The sequence below is a fragment of the Pseudomonas fluorescens genome (assembly GCF_040448305.1).
GTDB lineage: Bacteria > Pseudomonadota > Gammaproteobacteria > Pseudomonadales > Pseudomonadaceae > Aquipseudomonas > Aquipseudomonas fluorescens_BH.
In genome coordinates this window covers 962051-981175 of record NZ_CP148752.1, presented here as the reverse complement: position 1 = coordinate 981175, position 19125 = coordinate 962051, and the positions used below count along the sequence as shown (strand labels likewise).

General features: G+C 59.3%; 16 protein-coding genes and 1 pseudogene. 6 read left to right on the top strand and 11 right to left on the bottom strand.

Features of this window, described 5'->3' with window-relative positions; translation table 11 throughout:
• Position 1 precedes the first annotated feature (1 nt).
• Together WHX55_RS04380 and WHX55_RS04375 are read left to right on the top strand one after the other, a co-directional pair.
• Entirely contained in the window at positions 2–1378 is a 1377-nt protein-coding gene (locus WHX55_RS04380; protein WP_353742112.1) for an L-serine ammonia-lyase, read from the top strand.
• 309 nt (positions 1379–1687) lie between these two features.
• Positions 1688–2002 (top strand): DUF3509 domain-containing protein, encoded by a 315-nt coding sequence (locus tag WHX55_RS04375; protein ID WP_150754415.1) that lies wholly within the window; start codon positions 1688–1690, stop codon positions 2000–2002.
• Here WHX55_RS04375 and WHX55_RS04370 read toward each other — a convergent pair.
• A complete protein-coding gene (locus tag WHX55_RS04370; RefSeq protein ID WP_150718070.1) occupies positions 1999–2499 on the bottom strand; it encodes a phosphate-starvation-inducible PsiE family protein in 501 nt (166 codons plus the stop codon). The two genes, WHX55_RS04375 and WHX55_RS04370, sit on opposite strands and share 4 nt — an antisense overlap.
• A gap of 276 nt (positions 2500–2775) precedes the next feature.
• Here WHX55_RS04370 and WHX55_RS04365 point away from each other — a divergent pair.
• Positions 2776–3015 (top strand): annotated as a pseudogene (locus WHX55_RS04365) (YebG family protein); the annotation flags it as partial.
• Positions 3016–3203: 188 nt separating this feature from the next.
• Here the strand turns inward: WHX55_RS04365 and WHX55_RS04360 are convergent.
• Positions 3204–4223 carry a Glu/Leu/Phe/Val dehydrogenase dimerization domain-containing protein gene (locus tag WHX55_RS04360; RefSeq protein ID WP_150727387.1) on the bottom strand — a complete coding sequence of 340 codons (1020 nt, stop codon included), beginning with the start codon at positions 4221–4223 and terminating at the stop codon, positions 3204–3206.
• A gap of 183 nt (positions 4224–4406) precedes the next feature.
• On the opposite strand from WHX55_RS04360, the gene WHX55_RS04355 reads away from it, so the two are divergent.
• Complete coding sequence (locus WHX55_RS04355) at positions 4407–5210, top strand: transglutaminase family protein (RefSeq protein ID WP_150727388.1); 804 nt, start codon at positions 4407–4409, stop codon at positions 5208–5210.
• A 117-nt stretch (positions 5211–5327) separates the two neighbouring features.
• On the opposite strand, the gene maiA is transcribed toward WHX55_RS04355, so the two are convergent.
• The 3 genes from maiA to hmgA are packed head-to-tail and all read right to left on the bottom strand — an operon-like array spanning position 5328 to position 8588.
• Complete coding sequence (gene maiA / locus WHX55_RS04350; protein ID WP_150754413.1) at positions 5328–5963, bottom strand: maleylacetoacetate isomerase; 636 nt, start codon at positions 5961–5963, stop codon at positions 5328–5330.
• Positions 5964–5975: 12 nt separating this feature from the next.
• A complete protein-coding gene (gene fahA / locus WHX55_RS04345) occupies positions 5976–7280 on the bottom strand; it encodes a fumarylacetoacetase (protein WP_353742111.1) in 1305 nt (434 codons plus the stop codon).
• 3 nt (positions 7281–7283) lie between these two features.
• The gene (gene hmgA / locus WHX55_RS04340; protein ID WP_150754411.1) at positions 7284–8588 is read right to left on the bottom strand and encodes a homogentisate 1,2-dioxygenase; all 1305 of its coding nucleotides are present in this window, start codon (positions 8586–8588) and stop codon (positions 7284–7286) included.
• Positions 8589–8751: 163 nt separating this feature from the next.
• Here hmgA and WHX55_RS04335 point away from each other — a divergent pair, with 163 nt between their 5' ends.
• Positions 8752–9549 carry an IclR family transcriptional regulator gene (locus WHX55_RS04335; RefSeq protein ID WP_150754410.1) on the top strand — a complete coding sequence of 266 codons (798 nt, stop codon included), beginning with the start codon at positions 8752–8754 and terminating at the stop codon, positions 9547–9549.
• 56 nt (positions 9550–9605) lie between these two features.
• On the opposite strand, the gene WHX55_RS04330 is transcribed toward WHX55_RS04335, so the two are convergent.
• From WHX55_RS04330 to WHX55_RS04310, 5 genes are all read right to left on the bottom strand, one after another.
• Positions 9606–9917, bottom strand: coding sequence for a hypothetical protein (locus WHX55_RS04330; protein WP_150754409.1), 312 nt, complete (start codon positions 9915–9917; stop codon positions 9606–9608).
• Positions 9918–9962: 45 nt separating this feature from the next.
• A complete protein-coding gene (locus WHX55_RS04325; protein ID WP_150754408.1) occupies positions 9963–10652 on the bottom strand; it encodes a hypothetical protein in 690 nt (229 codons plus the stop codon).
• Between the two features lie 171 nt (positions 10653–10823).
• Positions 10824–13370, bottom strand: a complete 2547-nt coding sequence (locus tag WHX55_RS04320) for a LuxR C-terminal-related transcriptional regulator (protein WP_150754407.1) — start codon at positions 13368–13370, stop codon at positions 10824–10826.
• A gap of 141 nt (positions 13371–13511) precedes the next feature.
• The gene (locus WHX55_RS04315; protein WP_150754406.1) at positions 13512–14882 is read right to left on the bottom strand and encodes a DUF1329 domain-containing protein; all 1371 of its coding nucleotides are present in this window, start codon (positions 14880–14882) and stop codon (positions 13512–13514) included.
• Between the two features lie 23 nt (positions 14883–14905).
• A complete protein-coding gene (locus WHX55_RS04310) occupies positions 14906–16699 on the bottom strand; it encodes a DUF1302 domain-containing protein (RefSeq protein WP_150754405.1) in 1794 nt (597 codons plus the stop codon).
• A gap of 592 nt (positions 16700–17291) precedes the next feature.
• Here WHX55_RS04310 and WHX55_RS04305 point away from each other — a divergent pair.
• Entirely contained in the window at positions 17292–18062 is a 771-nt protein-coding gene (locus WHX55_RS04305; RefSeq protein WP_150754404.1) for an N-acetylmuramoyl-L-alanine amidase, read from the top strand.
• A gap of 73 nt (positions 18063–18135) precedes the next feature.
• Here WHX55_RS04305 and WHX55_RS04300 read toward each other — a convergent pair whose 3' ends face one another.
• Entirely contained in the window at positions 18136–19047 is a 912-nt protein-coding gene (locus WHX55_RS04300) for an SDR family oxidoreductase (protein WP_150754403.1), read from the bottom strand.
• Between the last annotated feature and the right edge of the window lie 78 nt (positions 19048–19125).

The following is a 19125-nucleotide window of genomic DNA, read 5'->3' as shown; positions in this document are numbered from 1 at the left end:
CATGGCTATCAGTGTTTTCGATCTATTCAAAGTCGGCATCGGTCCTTCCAGTTCTCATACCGTCGGTCCGATGCGCGCTGCCGCAACCTTTGCCCAAGCACTGGTCGATCACGGTTTTCTGGCTGAAGTGCGACGCGTGGAAGTCCGCCTTTACGGCTCTCTTTCGGCGACCGGCGTCGGCCACGCAACGGACCGCGCCTGCGTCATGGGCCTGATGGGCGAATGGCCCGACCGCATCGATCCAACCACCATCGACAGCCGCATTCACACCCTGCGCGAAACCGGCAAACTGTGTCTGGCAGGCATAACGGAAATTGCCTTCGACTGGCAACGCGATCTCCTGCTGCTAAACGAGAGCCTGCCCTACCACCCCAACGCCATGTCCCTGACAGCCTTCGGTGAAACCGGCGAACTGTTCGAGCAGACCTACTACTCGGTGGGCGGTGGTTTCATCATCGAAGCGGCCGAAGCCGAATCCGGGATCGCACCAGCTGGCGATGTGGTGCTGCCTTACGACTTCTCCAGCGCAGCCGAACTGCTCAAGCTCTGCAACGAACACGGGCTGCGGGTGAGCGAACTGATGATGGCCAACGAACGGGCCTGGCGCAGTGACGCAGACATTCGCCAGGGCCTGTTGCATATCTGGTCGGTGATGCGCGAATGCGTCGAACAGGGCTTGCGCCACGAAGGCATCTTGCCCGGCGGTCTGAATGTGCCGCGTCGAGCGGCGAAACTGCATCGCAGCCTGCAGGAAATCGGCAAGCCGAATGTCATTACGTCCACCTTGTCGGCAATGGAATGGGTCAACCTGTACGCCCTTGCCGTGAACGAAGAAAACGCCGCCGGCGGGCGCATGGTCACGGCACCGACCAACGGCGCGGCGGGGATCATTCCGGCGGTGCTGCACTACTACATGAAATTCAATGCCGATGCGTCTGACGACGACGTGGTCGCGTTTTTCCTGGGCGCAGCTGCCGTCGGCATCCTGTGCAAGAAAAACGCTTCGATCTCCGGGGCCGAAGTCGGTTGTCAGGGTGAAGTCGGCTCCGCCTGCGCCATGGCCGCCGCAGGCCTGGCAGAGGTGCTTGGCGCCACCCCGGAGCAGCTGGAAAATGCCGCCGAAATCGGCCTGGAACACAACCTCGGCCTCACCTGTGATCCGGTCGGCGGACTGGTGCAAGTGCCGTGCATCGAGCGCAACGCTATCGCCGCAGTGAAAGCCATCAACGCCACGCAAATGGCCCTGCGCGGCGACGGCAAACACTTCATTTCCCTGGACCGGGTGATCCGCACCATGCGCGACACCGGCGCCGACATGCACGACAAGTACAAAGAGACATCACGGGGCGGACTGGCGGTGAACTGGGTGGAATGCTGATCGCTTTGGAGGCACGTCGAGGTTAATTGCCCTGAAACGTGCAGAAAACGCGGCCCCTGTAGGAGCGAGCTTACTCGCGAAAAACCCTCAGGCGCCGCGAACCATCTGGTTTGACGCGTTATCGTTCACGACCATCGCGAGCAGGCTCGCTCCTACAGAACGTATTTTTTGTCCGACGATTTTTCCGGCATGAGCCTTGCTACTTCCCTGCTGGAACAATGATGGCGAGATGGCCGGTGGTCAGGCATTGCGAACCAACCCGATCACGGCCGGTCAACAACTGCACGTTCAATCAGGCGGTGACGCATCATGGACAACCCTTTCCAGCTCATTACCGATGCCTTTGCAGCGGATTACCAGATCAACCTGAGCATTCAGGGCCTGGATGGCAGCATCATGCTGACCCTGTCCAACAGTGGCCGCGTGGTGGCCAAGCGCATGATCAGCGCCGAACAACGCAATGACCCCGAGCGCCTGAAACGACTGGTGCAAAGCATTCAGTTCGGCATTGCCATCGAACAGGGCCACAGTGCCGTGGCCATCCTCGAATCCATGACCGATGGCGGCACGCACAGCCTGCCGCCACCAGCCAATGGCCGTCCCCGACCCGCCATGGGGCTTTAAAGCTCGCCCTTTTCTACTTCCGGATGTTCACTGGAGCCCGCACCTGACTTGCGGTGTGGGTTCTCGATCTTCACCGAAGGAAATTGCGACGACGCGTAACGCACCACCAGAATCGCAAACGCCAACAGCAGAATCCCGCCGCACAGGTAGATGATCCCCAGGTCCGGCGGGTTGTGGTGCGAAACGTTGGAAATCAGCAACCGCGTCAGCGCGGTGATCGCCACGTAGATCAGGAAGCGCACGGGCATGTGGTTGGTCTTGAAATAAATCCCGACCATCGCCCCCAGTTCCAGGTAGATGAACAGCAGCAAGATGTCATCGATCTTGATGTGCCCCTCTTCGATCATCCCGAGAAATTCCATCACCGCCGCCCACGCGGTCACCGCACCAATGGCGAACAGCGCCAGGTAGTGAAAGGTTTCAACGAACAGATTGCCCAGGGACTCGGCCAGTTCATGCACGTTCTGCCGCAGTTTTTCGGCCCAGTTGATTTTCACGATGCTGCTTCCTTAGGTCGATTCGACCGGATGATGCGGGTTGGACGTGACGGTTTTTCTGCATGCAGAAAAAAGGCCAGCCCATGATGGCGAGCCTCTCTGGATCACGCGCCGTGGCGTTTGGTCGCACCCGTGCAGCACCTCGCCTGACAAATGCCGAAACCGGTCTACATTGAAAAGCCACTATCCAAAAGACAGGGTTTCGCTTATCCTTTCGCTGTATATAGATACAGTAGTCGAAATCGACAACCAATGTGAAGGCATGTGAGGTGGTGAATGGCCGTCGAAGTGGTATACCGCAGCAGCCGAGATCTGGAGCGCTTGTTCATGGATAAAGCCGAAGCTGACCGTCATGACAAAATGCTCGAACTGGCCGAATTGCTGGCTGAAGTGTTGCAAAAAGCCGTTCCGTCCCTGACCGAGCAGCAAGTGGAAGAAGCCGGGATTTATATGGCGAAAAATCGCGACGTGTTCGCCAAGGCGTTCAAGAGCCAGCCGGACGCCCTGTCCGAATTGCTCAGCGCACCGGTTGAAGTCGCACAACCTGTTGCAGCGGTCGAGGTCGTTGAGCCCGCTGAGCCGGTCACCCCGGCCAAGCCTGCCAAGGCCCCCAAAGCCGCCAAGTAAGCAAAGCCCGAATTGAACAGGCCCTGAGTCGAATGACCCAGGGCCTTTTTCATGCCTGTGGATAACGCATGCCCTATTCAGCGGTACAACACCTTCTCCGCCAACTCGTCGGCCACCCGTGCAGGGGAGCGTTTTTCCGCCTGGGCGTGGGCGAACACTTCGGTCAGGCGCGAGCTGATTTTCGACAGGTGTGCGGTGATGGTCGACAGCTCTTCGCCGCGGTGCTTGAGCGACACGTAAATCAGCCCACCGGCGTTGATCACGTAATCCGGCGCATACAGGATACCGCGGCGTTCCAGTTGGTCGGCGACATCCAGATGCGTCAGCTGATTGTTCGCTGAACCGGCCACCGCTGAGCAGCGCAATTGCGAGACGGTATGGCTGTTGAGCACACCGCCAAGCCCGCAAGGCGCGAGGATATCGCAAGGTGTGCTGAGCAGCGCTTCATTGGCAATCGGGTGCGCCCCCAGTTGCTCCATGGCCAGTTGCACCTTGCCGTGATCGATGTCGCTGACCAGCAGTTCGGCACCGGCAGCGTGCAACTGTTCTGCCAATGCATACCCGACATTGCCCAGGCCCTGGATGGCCACGCGCAGACCTTCGAGGTTGTCGCTGCCCAGCCGGGCCATGGCGGTGCTGCGGATGCCGGTGAACACGCCCATCGCCGCGTGTGGCGCGGGGTCGCCCGCCGAGGTGGTGCTGGTGACGTGCTGGGTTTGCTGGGCGATGCAATCCATGTCCGCCACTGAAGTGCCGCTGTCGATGGCGGTGATGTAGCGGCCTTCGAGCTGTTCGATACAGCGTCCAAAGGCTTCGAACAGCGCCGCACGGTTTTCCACATGGGCCGGGCGCACGATCACCGCCACGCCGCCGCCCTGGGCCAGGCCGGCCAGCGCTGCCTTGTAGCTCATGCCTTGGGCAAGGCGCACAGCATCCTCGACCGCCGATTCGTCATTGGGGTAGGCAAGGTAACGACAACCACCCAGGGCAGGCCCCAGCCGGCTGTTATGAATGGCAATGACCGCCTTCAACCCGGTGACCGAGTCAACGCTCAGATGCAGCGATTCAAGGCGAGTGCTTTGCATGAGAGCGAACATCGTAAGGCTCCCGAATCACTTCTTGTAGTCGCCAGTATAGGCTTGCGCCCAAAAATTGCAGAAGCGCACCGGAATAAGAACGGCCCCAATGCAGGCTTTCGGAAATAACCTGTGATCGCCCTTGTGCGGCACTGGACGAATGCCGGAGAGGGGGCTAAAACGAGGCATTGCCCGGAGATTTTGATGACCCCGCGCCAATCGTTCTTCGCCTGCCTGCAACGTTCACCGCCCGCGCTGTTCGAGGCGGCACTGTGGATTGCAGCCGAGCACGACAGCGAGGTGGAGCCGCAAGCGCTGTTGGCCGATTTCCAGGTGTTGCAACAACGGGTCAGCGGCGGCTTGCCGATGCTGCCGGTCAGTGAACTGGCCCAGCCGCTGCTGCGCCGCATGAACGACCTTGGCTATGCCCAGGACGACTTCACACCCTTGCGCCCGCAAGTGGCACTGCTTGATAAGGTTCTGGAGCGCCGACGAGGGCAACCCTTGACGCTGGGGCTGATTGCGCTGGAGTTGGCCAGGGGCCTGGAGATTCCCATGGTCGGGGTCAACTTCCCCGGGCATTTCCTGCTGCGGGTGCCGGGCGCCGATCATTTGCTCGACCCCTGCGGCGGCCGTCGCCTTTACCCGAACGATTGTCGGGAACTGCTGCACCGCCAGTTTGGCCCGAACATGAAGCTCAGCGCCGAGCACCTGGTAACCGCCGAGCCGCTGCAGATGCTGCAACGGCTGTCGCGCAACCTGCGCCAGTTGTACCTGTCCCACGACGATGTCATCAATGCCCTGATCGACGCCGAGCGCGTCCTGGAACTGGGCAATGCCACTGCCGCCGACTATCTGGCCCGGGCCAGCCTGTACCAACGGCTGGACTGCCCGAACGCCGAGCGTTTTGACCTGGAGCATGCGCTGCTGCTCAGCGACGACCCGATCCAGCGAATTCGCCTGACGGAACGGCTGGGGCATTTGCCGCCCAATTCCATCGTTCACTGATCAAAAATCATTGTGGGAGCGAGCCTGCTCGCGAAGAGGGAGTGTCAGTCAAATCAATGTGACTGACATACCGCTATCGCGAGCAGGCTCGCTCCCACATTGGAACGGTGTGAGGCTTCAAGGCGTGTCTGGCTGATTCGCCGGATGCGCCTTGATGAACGCCGGGTGCGTCGCCGCCAGTGCCGCCACTCGCCGGATTCGCGGATAAGCCTCAAGAGAAACATTGAAACGCTCGGCCGCGTACAGCTGCGGGATCAGGTAGACGTCCGCCAGCCCAGGCTCTGGGCCGAAGCAGTAACCGTCATCACCGATCAACTGCTCCACCGTGGCCAGGCCCTGGCCGATCCAGTGGCCGATCCACTCCACCACCTGTGTTTCATCATGGCCCGACTGGCGCAGCCGATTGAGCACGCTGACGTTGTGCAGCGGGTGCACATCGCAGCCAATCACAGCCGCCACGCCGCGCTCGTGAGCGCGGGCAGCCAGGTCCCCGGACAGCAGTGGCACCTGTGGATAACGTTCCTCCAGGTACTCGATGATCGCGGGAGACTGGATCAGCAATTCGCCTTCATCGGTGCGCAAGGCCGGCACGCGGCCCTGCGGGTTGATGCCCAGATAAGGCGGCTGTCGATGCTCACCACCCTGCGGTGCGATCAGGTTGACCGGCAAGGATTGATAATCCAGGCCCTTGAGCGCCAACGCGATACGCACCCGGTACGAAGACGTCGAACGGTAGTAGGTATAGAGTTCCATGCCCCGCTCCTGTTAGCGCGCCGGCAGCACTTTGCCGCGGCATTCGCCGAAACCGATGGAAGCGAAACCGTCGTGGCGGCAACGGCCGCGAAGGATGATTTCGTCACCGTCCTCAAGGAATTTACGCACCTCGCCCGAAGCCAGTTCGATCGGCTTTTTACCGCCCTCGGTAATTTCCAGCAGGCTGCCAAACTGACCGTTCTCCGGCCCCGACAACGTGCCCGAGCCGAACAAGTCACCGGCCTGCAATTGGCAACCATTGACGCTGTGGTGCGCGACCATTTGCGCCACGGTCCAGTACATGTGCCCGGTGTTGCTCAGGGTCAGGCGGTGGGCTGGCAGGTTCTGTTCGCGCATGGCCTCGGTGAGCAGCAGCACTTCCAGTTCGATGTCGAATGCACCACCGGCCTGATCGCGCTTGTCGAGCAGGTACGGCAGCGGCTGCGGATCACCTTGGGGACGCGCTGGCTGGGCACGACGGAACGGCTCCAGCGCTTCGGCAGTGACCACCCACGGGGAGATGCTGGTGATGAAGCTTTTCGACAGGAACGGCCCCAGCGGCTGGTATTCCCAGGCCTGGATGTCCCGTGCCGACCAGTCGTTGAGCAGGCAGAAACCGGCGATGTGATCGGCGGCGTCACCAATGGCAATCGAGTCGCCCATGTCGTTGCCCTGGCCGATCCAGATGCCCAGTTCCAGTTCATAGTCCAGGCGCGCGCAAGGGCCGAATGTCGGTTCGCTCTGACCGGCTGGCAAGGTCTGGCCTTTCGGGCGGCGCACATCGGTACCGGACGGGCGAATCGTCGACGCACGACCGTGATAGCCGATGGGCACGTACTTGTAGTTCGGCAGCAGCGGGTTGTCGGGACGGAACAGCTTGCCAACGTTCTGCGCGTGCTCGATGCCGACGTAGAAGTCGGTGTAATCGTTGATTTTCGCTGGCAGGTGCATCTCGCAATCTGCCGCCAGTGGCAGCAGTTTTGCGCCCTGGGCTTCGATCTTGCCGTGCAGGGTGCTGCCCTCGGCGAACAGTTCCAGCAAACGCTCGCGCAACGCGACGCGAGCCTCGCGGCCCAGTTCGAAGAACGCATTCAGCTGACCGCCACGGGTGGCCTCGACGGCAGCCTTCGCGGCGCCATCGAACAATCCGGCCTCAAGGGCCGCTTGCAGATCAAAGATATGCTCGCCAATGGCCACGCCACTGCGCGGTGCCGAGCCGTTGAGGCTGAACACGCCCAGTGGCAGGTTTTGCAGGGGGAAATCCGCGTGGCCGTTGGCCGAAGCAACCCAGCTGCGAGTGATGGAAGTCTGCGTCATGGGTTATCTCCGGGTCGGGTCGAAAGTGGCGGGCAGCGTAGCCCAGCAGGCGTCGTAAGTGTTTTGCAGTTGCGGGCAATCGAGGGCGAAACGGCTTGGGCGCAACACCTGGCTGGTCTCGAACATGAACGCCATGGTGTTGTCGATTTTCGCCGGTTTGAGGTCAGCGTTGATCGCTTTGGTGCAAGTCTCTCCGTCGGGACCGTGGGCGCTCATGCAGCTGTGCAACGAAGCACCGCCGGGCACAAAGCCTTCGGCCTTGGCGTCGTATTCGCCCTGGATCAAACCCATGAATTCGTTCATCAGGTTGCGATGGAACCAAGGTGGACGGAAGGTTTTCTCGGCCACCATCCAGCGCGGCGGAAAGATCACGAAGTCGAGGTTGGCCAGGCCATGAACGCTGGTCGGCGAGGTCAGCACGGTGAAGATCGACGGATCGGGGTGATCGAAACTGACGGTGCCAATGGTGTTGAAACGGCGCAGGTCATATTTGTACGGCACGTTGTTGCCGTGCCAGGCAACCACGTTGAGCGGCGAATGATTGAGCTCGCAGGCCCACAACTGGCCGAGGAACTTCTGCACCAGCGTGGTGGGTTGTTGCAGGTTTTCGTAGGCCGCCACCGGGGTCAGGAAGTCCCGCGGATTGGCCAGGCCATTGCTGCCAATCGGCCCCAGGTCCGGCAGACGCAGCGGCGCACCATGGTTTTCGGCGACATAACCGCGGGCTTGCGGGTCGAGCAGTTCGATGCGGAATTTAAGGCCGCGAGGCAGTACGGCAATTTCCAGCGGCTCCAGTTCAAGCACGCCCAGTTCGCTGGCAATGCGCAGGCGCCCCAGTTCAGGCACCAGCAACATCTCGCCGTCAGCATTGAAGAACACGCGCTCCATGGAACGGTTGGCGCGGTAGTTGTAGATGCTGATCCCGGCCGGTTTTTCTGCGCCCGAGTTGGCGGCCATGCTCACCAGACCGTCGATGAAATCGGTCGGCTCGGCGGGAATTTCCAGCGGATTCCAGCGCAGGCGGTTGGGGGTCACGTCACCCAGCGGGCCGCCGGCCAGTTGCCGGTCCAGTTTGACGAATGCCGGATGATTGGCCGACGGCTGAATGCGGTACATCCAGGTTCGCCGCGCCTCGCTGCGCGCCATGGTGAATGCCGTGCCGGAGAACAGTTCGGTGTAGAGGCCGTACGGGGCTTTTTGCGGGGAGTTCTGGCCGACAGGCAGTGCGTCGGGTAACGCTTCGCTGCTGAATTCGTTGCCGAAGCCTGACAGGTAGGCCAGCGCTGGCGTCGTTGAATCGGGGTTCATGGAGCCTCCTGAACAGGGAGTCGACAGTGGCCGCTCGCTCTATTGCAGAGGTCGAGGCACGTCCGGGTTGTTTTTATCGTAATTTGATTACGCATAACGTAATTTGATTGGTATTGACCGTCAAGCTATAAAGACGCCCATTCGTCCCGGGAGCCCAGCCACCATGGAAAAAACCAGCGACAACAACGGTAAACAGAAAGTCCGCTCGGCCGAGGTTGGCACCGACATCCTCAAGGCTCTGGCCGAGTTGTCGCCTTCGACTTCGCTGTCGCGCCTGGCCGAACACGTGCAGATGCCGGCGAGCAAGGTTCACCGCTATTTGCAGGCCTTGATCGCCAGCGGATTCGCCGAACAGAACACCGCCACCAACCATTACGGCCTGGGCCGCGAAGCCTTGCGCGTAGGGTTGGCGGCACTCAACAGTATGGACGTGCTGAAAGTCGCCGCCCTGCCTCTGGCCGAATTGCGCGATGACTTGAATGAAACCTGTTTTCTGGCGGTGTGGGGCAATCAGGGCGCGACCGTGGTGCATATCGAACCGGCGGTGCGTGCGGTGACGGTGGTGACACAACTGGGCTCGGTGTTGCCATTGCTCAGTTCTTCGACGGGACTGGTGTTTGGCGCCTACCTGCCGAAACGCGAAACCGAGGATCTGCGCGTGCAGGAATTACAGTCCCAGGCAGCCCACGCGCTGGCAGACGATCAGGCCTATGCGGCCCAGTGCGAACAAATCCGCGCACGCGGTTTGCACCATGTACATGGTTTGCTGCTGCCAGGGGTGGATGCCTTGTCGGCACCGGTGTTCAACGCGATGGGCAGAGTGGTTGCCGTGCTGACGGTGGTGGGGCCGACATCGTTGTTCCATGCCGATGAAAACGGTCCGGCGGCGCAGCGTCTGTTATCCGCCAGTCATTCGGTCAGTTGGCGCATGGGTTTTGAACCCGCCGCATCCGCAACCTGATTGCGGCAGCTGTGCCAACCAAGGGGTTGGCACAACTACTTTGATAGAACCACCAATCAGCTCAGTAAATCCCGGGCAATTGCTGCACCCATTTCATTGAGTTCATCAAGCTTCACACCATCGAAACGATACTTCTGGTCAAACGTGTACGGCTCGGAAAAGATCCCCAAATTCTCACTGGCGAATTTTGGAATTTCACCACCCTGCAACTTGAGAAAAAATGCCGAGACCAGTGATTGAGAGTAAATAACCGTCGAATCGTCAGCCGACGCAACTGCATTTATATATACCTTATCGACATCAATACCGCGACCACTGAGCCTTGCGTGCAGTTTGGCCCGCACCAGCTCCTTTGTCAGTTGTTCCATGACTTAAAACTCCATAATTGAATGGGCTACGAAAGTCCCTGAGTATCAGATCAGGAAATCCGGAGCAATTCCGATCACCAGGTCACTAATATCCTTGATCGTGAGTTGCGGATGCAAATCAGATTCCCGGGAACTGTAGGCGATCGAATAAACGCCCTGTCCTTCACCGTAATAGTAAGGAATTTCATTATGCTGAAAATAAGCAAAGACATCTTCAGCCAGACTTCGGGACTGAAATATCTTTCGCCCGTCCGCTTCCATCACAAAACTGGTCAAGTACACGTTATCAATATTGATTTCCGGGATCTGATACTTTAACGCTGTGTGGACCTGCTCGATACCAGAAACCTTGATCGAGCGCTTTGAAAGGTTGATTGAGGGCGCATCGGTCAACCAACGGACGATATCCATTACTATTCTTTCAAACTCTAGCAGGTCCAGCCCATTAAGCTGATGCTCCGGTTCGAAAGAATACCGCCGATTGAAGATTCCATTGATAGCCTGGACATAATTAGGCAGTGTCTCTTTCTCAACCCACTCCAGCGTCTCATCGAATAACGTCCTGGACTCGCTGACGTCAGTGCCAACAATATCAACCCGCGTATTCAGATAGGTCTTGAACGGATTGACCCCGAGTTTCCCCAGGCGTTCAGCCAACAGCACCTTGACGGCGAAATCCGCACGAATACGCTTCAATAGCACAATCTTACTGTTAGAAAAAAAACTCTCACTCATACAGACTTCCTGTCACGTTAAATAGCCGAGCATCCTGCTCGACCTGTCGACCATTATACTGACAATACAACTAATTGCTTATTTGTCAGCGCCGATAAGCATACTAATCGACACAGTTATTTATGCACGCGACAGTATGTTTTAATTCATTTCCAAACGAAAAACCAACAACTACCAACTCTGCATTATCAACCCCAACTTCTTCGCCATGGCAACTGCTTGTGTACGCCGTTCCACACCCAACTTGCTGTGAATGCGCCGGGCATGGGTTTTAACCGTATGCAACGAAATGAACAGCTGCTCGGCAATTTGCTGATTGGAATTACCCTGGGCAATCAAGCCGAGCACTTCCAGCTCCCGACAACTCAGCAGGCTGGCATCCACGACCAGCGTGGTCACCGTCTCCTCGCCTTGTAAACGACAGATCAGATTCGGCTGGCGCAAGTTCAAATCACGCAATGCCTGTTGCCCCTGACAACGCTTCACCAGCGCCAGACCGGCCTCCAGTGCCGAGTGAGCCATGTCCGGCTCGCCCGTCAGGTCCGCCACTTCGCAGATCGCCAGTTGCAACTCCGTTTCCAGCGCCTGCATGGCGTGTTGTTGCGCGTGCTCGAGTAACGCCTTGAGCCGATCCAATGGACGTTGCGCCAGTTGCAAATGAGTCTCGGCCAGCACCAACTGGTATTCGATACGCGCAATCAGCTGCAGAGTGGCTGGCGGTGCCTGGCGCGCGTGGGCCCCACGGTAATGACGCAAGACCCGGGTCAGCGCTTCCCGGGCCAACTCCGGGCGCCCTTGTTGCAGCCAGAAATGACTGCTGATTTGCAGCAGCACGCCGCGATACACCGTATCGGGGATCTGCCGTTGCTGCATCAGCCGTTCGGCCTCGCGCAGACGATCAAACGCATGAGCGTAGTCGCGTTGATTGGCCGCCAGTTGCGCCTGTCCGAGAAACCCGTACAACACGTGCTTGTCCTGACTGTGCAGGCAGTCATCGAGACCTGCCTGGAAACATTCACCGGCCAATTCATCCTGACCCTGGCACAAGGCCAACCGCCCACGCCGCAGTGCGATTCGTCCCAGCAGCGGCGTCGGTCGATCAGCCTGCCGTCCGAGCATTTCATGGATGTCGGCCAGCAAATGGCTTGCTCGCCGCGGTGCACCACGCTGCTCCAGCAGCTGCGCATGATCGAGTTCGAGCAAGCCTTCAAACAACAACGAGCCTTGTGCCCGCGCCAGGCACAGTGCGTCACGATTGAAGGCCTGGGCGGCATCGAGGTCGGCGTTGAGTAGCGCTTGCTGGGTCAACCCGGACAGACACAACAACCGCGCGGACCACGCCTCGGCCGCCAGATCGTCCAGCGCCTCGATAAAATGCGCCCGTGCCGCCGGCAGGCGTCCCTGCAAATGCAACAACCAACCCTGTTGCGCCTGCCAACGCGCCAGCAGTTGCCGTTGCAAGGATGCCGTCGGTTGTGGGGCAAATCGCGACAGCTGCCCAATGCAGGCAGCCGCCTGCTCGAAACGCCCGGCAAACAGCAACGCTGCGGTAATCAACCCCACCCTTTGCGGAGTGCCCAGGGTCAACTGTTCACCCAGCTGCTCGTGCAGCTTGAGTAACCAGCTGACGTTCTGACGCTTGAACAGATGCTCAAAACTGAAATGCTGCAACAGGCTGACTGCAACTTCGAACTCCTGCGCCAACAGAGCCTGCTCGAAGGCGCCCTGCCAGTCTTCTTCGGCGCTGAACCATTGGCACGCGCGGCGATGCCAGGATCGCCCGGCCGGGGTCGGCTCTTCACGCATCTCCCGGGCCAGTGGCTCGAAGATCCGCAACCACTCGACGGAGTCTTCCCAGGGTTCAATGAAGCAGCCCATTTCCTGCAACGCGTGCAGCCACTGCGCGCCCTCACCCGTACCGAAAAGATGCTCGCACAAGCTGGCGTTGAAGCGTGGCAGATGAACCAACACCTGCCAGACCTCAACCAACTCCGGGGGCAAGGTGTTGAACAACTCGTGTTGCAGATAATCGAGCAATGTTGCCGAACGCCCCTGCTCACCCGACCACGGACAACCATTGAGCAATGCGATCCGCACGCCAGCGCACCATCCTGCGCTGCGCTCAACGACCCTTTTGGCGGCTTGTGCCGCCAGGGTCGGCTCGATATGACCGAGCAATTGCCCGACCTCGTCCTCGGTAAACGCCAGCGCCCGGCCTTCGCACTCGTACAACTCATCATCGAGCAGCAGCCGTGGCCAGTTGCAGGGTGGTCGTCGACGGGAACTCAGCCACCAGGTCAGCGCCGGGCTGGCGACGGCCAACAGGCGATCGAGCATCCGGTCGAGTTCCGGATTGGGTGCTCGGCAGTAATCATCGATAAACAGCCAGGTCGGCGCCTGTAATCGGGCCAGATGTGCCAGCAGCCCGGGCTCATCCGTCGAGGGCAGACCCAGCGCTTGCGTCAGGCTCAACAAAAAATCGGCTGCACTCAGCGACTCCCCCGCCAGCGGCAGCCAACAGACCCGAGCGTGCTCCGGCGCCCGCAGCAGGCATTCGGTGAGCAATGCGCTCTTGCCACTACCGGCCGGTGCGCAAAGCAACTTCACCCGCGCGGTCGAGACCAGCATGGGGTCAATCAGCCGCTCGCGGAACAGATGATGGGACGACAGTCGGGGCAGGAAGCCAGGGTGGTCCAGACAGTGCGTCATTGCAGTCATTGTGGTGCGCCTTTTTTATAATTCTGGCGCCACCCTAGCCCCCTCCCGAACGCTTGTTGAAGAAGTATTCAACACACTGATCGACCGCTATAAAAAAGGTGACCGCAAAGTCACCTTCTTGTGTAGGAGCCTGTAGGAAACCTACCGAACCCCTGTGCTACGCAAGGCTGCTGGCGTGTAGTCCCCCGCTTTTGCTTCGATGTTGAATTCGAAGCTGCGCTTCTCTTCGTTCTTCATTCCCAAGGCGATATAGCGGCCGGCGATCAGGTCATACAGCGCTTCGACGGTGTAGGCCGGCACTTGGTGATCGTAGTAGAACTGGGCATGCCCTTCGGCGACGCGCCAGAGCTGGCCACGCCCGTCGTAGTGGTCGGCCAGAGCCACTTGCCAGCTGTCTTCGTCGATGTACATGTGGCGCTTGGCGTACACATGCCGCTCGCTTGGCTTGACCGTGGCGACGACTTCCCAGACCCGGTGCAACTCATAGCGGGTCAGGTCCTGATTGATGTGCCCGGCTTTGATCACATCGGTGTACTTGAGGTCTGGCGAGTCGAGCTTGTAGCTGTTGTAGGGGATGTACATCTCCTTCTTGCCGATCAGTTTCCAGTCGTAGCGATCCGGCGCGCCGGAAAACATGTCGAAGTTGTCGGTGGTGCGCAGGCCGTCGGATGAGGTGCCGACGCCGTCATAAGCGACCTGTGGCGCACGCCGTACCCGGCGTTGGCCTGCGTTGTAGATCCAGGCCTTGCGCGACTCCTTGACCTGGTCGAGGGTCTCGTGAACCAGCAACACGTTGCCCGCCAGCCGCGCCGGGGCGGTCACTTCCTGCTTGAAGTAGTTGAGGACGTTATCGTCGCTGCCCGGTTTCAGATCACCGAGCAACGACGGCACGGCGACCTCGTCCTTGAAACGGATCACGGTGAAGTCGCCATTGGACTGCGGTGTCGCCTGGGTGATGGTGCGGCGCAGATTGCCGCCGTGATAACGCGTGACGTGGTTCCAGATCACTTCTACGCCATTCTTCGGAATCGGGAACGCGTAGTAGCGATTGCCGGTGAAGTTGGCCAGGCCGTTACCGTCGTTGATCGGTGTTACGTTCAGTGCGCTGCGTTTGGCCGACTCATAGATTTCTGCCGGTAACGCCACGGTGCGGTGGCTCGGATAGACCGGAATCTTGTAAGTCTCGGGATAGCGTTTGAACATCGCGATCTGGCCGTCGGAGAGTTTGTCCTTGTACTTGTCGACGGTCGCTGCGGTGATCACGAACAACGGCTTTTCGCTGGCGAACGGGTCGGCCAGGAAACCTTTGCTGTCCACCGCTCCAGCGTTTTTCGGGATGCCGCCAGTCCAGGCCGGAATCGAGCCATCGGCATTACCGACCTTCTCGGCACCGAGTGGGGTCAGGCTGGTGCCGAGCTTGTTGGCTTCTTCCGGCGACACCGCGGCCATCACGTTGGCGGCCAGCAGACTCAGGGCCAGAACGGTGCCCAATTGCAGAATCATCTTGCGCATTGAATTCATCCTTTTCAGCCAGATCAGAAGTTCACACCAAAGCTCAACGCCACGAAGTCACGGTCGGTGAGGACGTTGTAGTCCCCGCCGAAAAAGTCGGTGTAACTGAGGCTCGCGGTATAGGTGTTGCGATAGTCCGCATCGACACCGAGGCTGACGGCCTTGGCGCCTTCGTTGAACAGACCGTTGGGGCCATAGCCTGCGACGTCGTGGGACCACGAAAGGTTGGGCCTGACGTTGATCCCGGCGATGAGGTTGTTGTAGTCGAGGATGGCCCGGCCGCGATAACCCCATGAAGTGGAGGTCACGAAGCCGTCGGTATCGCCGCCGAAACCATACTGGCCATACACCGAGTCGCGGCCGTAGCGCAGTTTGGTGCGAGGCTCCAGTCCACCGACCCGAACCACCGCCGCCTCGCCCACCAGGGTCAGGCGATCCGCACCTGCGACCTGATCGATGAAGTGCGTCAGGGTGCTCTGGATCTGCGTCACTTCCTTGCGGCGATAACCTTTGTTATCAGCCCCGGGTGAAGTGGCAATGGGCGATGCCGCACCGCCTGCGATCGGATTGAGCATGGCCAGGGTCAGGTCATTGGTGTTGACCTGCACCGGGAGGTTGGGGCGGTAGCTGATTTCCCCGCTCCACGCGGTGCCGGTGGATAAGGTGGTGGAGAAGCTCGCGCCGTAGAGGCGGATGTCCTCCGGGTATTCGAGGTAATACTGGCCGCGACCGAGCATCACACTTTGGGCCAGGCCCGAACCGCTGCCGGGCGCGATACGGTTGGCAGTGGCAACGATCCCCGGAATGCTCGCCAGCGTACTGAGGCCGGCGGTAGTGGTCCCGACATTCGGTGAACGGCTGTGATAGTTCATGAAGTACAGGCCGTACTCGGTGTCGTCCCCCAGCCAGCGCAACGCCGTACCCCACTGCCCGGAATCCCGGGCATCGCGGTCGCCACCACGGGGAACGATCACCCCCTCCTTGCTGACCTCGAAGCCCTGGCCAAAGGCAGCCGCAATCGGCTGCAAGGGTGCAATGGCCGGGTTGGCGACGGTGTAGCCCTTGTTGCAACCGTCCGCCACCACATCGACACCAAAGAAAGTGCCGCAGTTATCGACGACCGTCTGGTCCCACTCCAGTTGATAGAAGCCTTCCACGGTCAACTTCTCCGTCAGGCCCTGGGAGGCGAACAGCATGTTGACCGGGATCAGCCCCTCCTTGATCTCGGCGCCAGGACGACGGAACGCGGACACGTCGACCGGATTAATGCTGTTGATCGAGTTGCCGATGAAGGTGCTCTCGCCCCAACTGACCACCTGCTTGCCGGCGCGCAAAGTGCCCGGCAAATCGGCGAGGGAATAGTTGTGATAAACGAAGGCGTCGAGAATTTGCCCGCCTGAAGACTTGGCGCCTTCTTTGCGATTGTGATCGCTGATGTCCTTGAACGGGCGGCTTTCATCCTTCAGTTCAAAGTCGTACCAATACTTGCCACGCACGAACACACCGGTGTCGCCGTACTTCAGTTCGAGGTCATGAATCCCCTTGAAGATCTTCGAGAAGGTTTCGCCCTTCTTGAAGTTCAGTCGCCCGTCGTCACCGGTCGAAGACTGGCCGGAACCGCCATTGACGGTGCCCACCAGGGCGTCATCCGCATCACGCATGCCCCAGCTCGCGCCGACCGACAGCGAGGAGTCGAACGTCCCCTCGATTTCCCCGATGTTGAACGAAATGGCCTGTGCCTGGGCACAGCAACCCAAGGCGACCGCAGCCGCCAGTGCCTGCGGTGTGAAGATGGCGCGCATTGTTGTTTTTGTCATGCGTCTTCCCCGGTGAGTGACAGAAGGCCTCACCCTACTGCCGGGCATCGGGGTCGATAAGCGCACCAAGGAGGTATTCGTGGTGTACCTCTTAAGGATGACTGGCACAGGGTCATCAACCAGACGACGAGCACCCGAATACTGACTGTTGCCGGGGCTGCAACAGTGCATGTCCGTAATTGGTATTTTTCCTACGACAGCAAGGGCTTATTCTTGCCTCGCTGTCACAGCAAACCACCGCAAGGCACGATGTACCGGTCTGCACCGTGACTGAAAGATTTCAGATGAATTGAGGAATCGGTTCATCGCCCCGTGTTCACTGACGTTGATTTGTAGCTCCTGATCCAACGTCTTACCTTGGCCGCTGCGTTTGCAGCGGCCTTTTTTATGGGCGATGGTTTTTGATGAGTCACTGCTGCCAGTCGGTAACCCTGACCATCCAGGCAAAACTTCGCATGTCTACATTTCTTACAGAAATGGACTACAGGCATAAGTAAACACCAATAGCACTCAAGCCATTAAGTTGAACAGCAAGCCGGCGAACGACTTCTATCGTCGTCCGACTTCAAACTTACCTATTGCGAGTGCAACTATGAAACCCATCAACTACAGCCATTATCGCTCAACCAGAAGCTTCAACAGTCGAGTACGCTTTCTGGTTCTTCACTACACGGCCGCTAACTTTTCAAGCTCTGTCAGTGCTCTGACCGGCCCGAATGTCAGCGCGCACTATCTGATTCCGGATATTACTGACCCCAGTTACCTGAGTGCCGGTTATACCGTGCAGGAAGTTTTCAACCTGGTGGATGAAACCCATCGCGCGTGGCACGCGGGCGTCAGTCAGTGGGGTAACCGCAGCAGTCTGAATGACACGTCCATCGGCATTGAAGTCGTCAATCTGGCGACTGACAATAAAGGTGAATTCACCTTCCCGCCGTATCACCCCGAGCAGATTACTGTGATTGAACAACTGGCGCTGAACATCCTCAAGCGCTACCCGGACATCACACCGACGCAGGTTTTGGGCCACTCCGATATTTCGATCGGCCGCAAAAGTGACCCGGGGCCGATGTTTCCCTGGCAGGCGCTGTACTTGAAAGGCGTCGGCGCCTGGTTCGATGAAACCACTCGGGACGAGTATCTGCGCCAATACAACACTTCGGGCATTCCAGTCCGATGCGAATTACTGGGGCTGTTCAAAACCTATGGATACGATGTTTCGGGCGCGTCCACGGAAGGCGGTTTTCAACAGTTGGTGCGGGCATTCCAGATGCATTTTCGCCCGGATAACTTCGATGGAAAAATGGACGCACAAACCGCCGCCAATCTGAAGGCGCTGGTAGTCAAATACTTTCCCCGCTGATCATTGGCAAACGGCTTCCAGCCGACAAATGCAACAACCGGCAAGGTCAGTCAATGCGACCTTGCCGGCGCTATCAGAGCGTATATTTATGTAAATTCCCCATCATTTCCTTCAGCGCTTCGATGTTGTCTTTCGGATGCGCCGCGCCTTCGAAATCACAGATCTGCTGCCAGTGCGCCGCCACGTCTTCCGGGGAGAAACCTGTCCGTGGATCGAACCCGGCACCGAGGCTGCGCTCCCAGCGGACCTTGCCCATCCAACCGCCGCCGACTTCGAACAGACCGGAGGTTTCCTCGCAGTTCTCGCTGGCCAGGTACACCACCAGCGGGCTGACCAGTTCGGGCTTGAGCTGTTCGAAGACTTGCGGCGGGATCAGGCCTTCGGTCATGCGCGTGCCGCCGGTGGGGGCGATGGCGTTGACCAGGATGTTGTTCTTGCGGCCTTCGATGGCCAGGGTGCGGGTCAGGCCATAGAGACCGAGCTTGGCCATGCCGTAGTTGGACTGGCCGAAGTTGCCATAGATGCCCGAGGTCGACGCGGTGAAAATCACCCGGCCGTAGTTTTGCTCGCGCATGTGTGGCCAGGCGGCGCGGGTGACTTTGTAGGCACCTTCGACGTGGACGCGGTAAACCAGGTCCCAGTCGGCGTCATCCATTTTGTGGAAGGTCTTGTCACGCAGGATCCCGGCGTTGTTGACCACCACGTCGACGCGACCGAAGACGTCCAGGGCGTGCTGGACCAGTTTGTCACCGTCAGTGACCGAGTCGTGGTTGGCCTCGGCGATGCCACCAGCCTCGCGAATGTCCGCCACCACGCGGTCGGCGGCCGAGGCGTTGGCGCCTTCGCCCTGAGTCGAGCCGCCAAGATCGTTGACCAGCACCCTGGCGCCCTGTTTGGCGAACAGCAGTGCATGCGCCCGTCCCAGGCCGCCACCAGCTCCGGTAATGATCACGACTTTATCTTCGAAGCGCACAGACTCATTCATGGGGGACTCCAGCAGGCCAAGGGACAGTGAGTCCGAGTTTCAGGCACGGCGCAGCGGGTCACAATGAACACCGGGGAG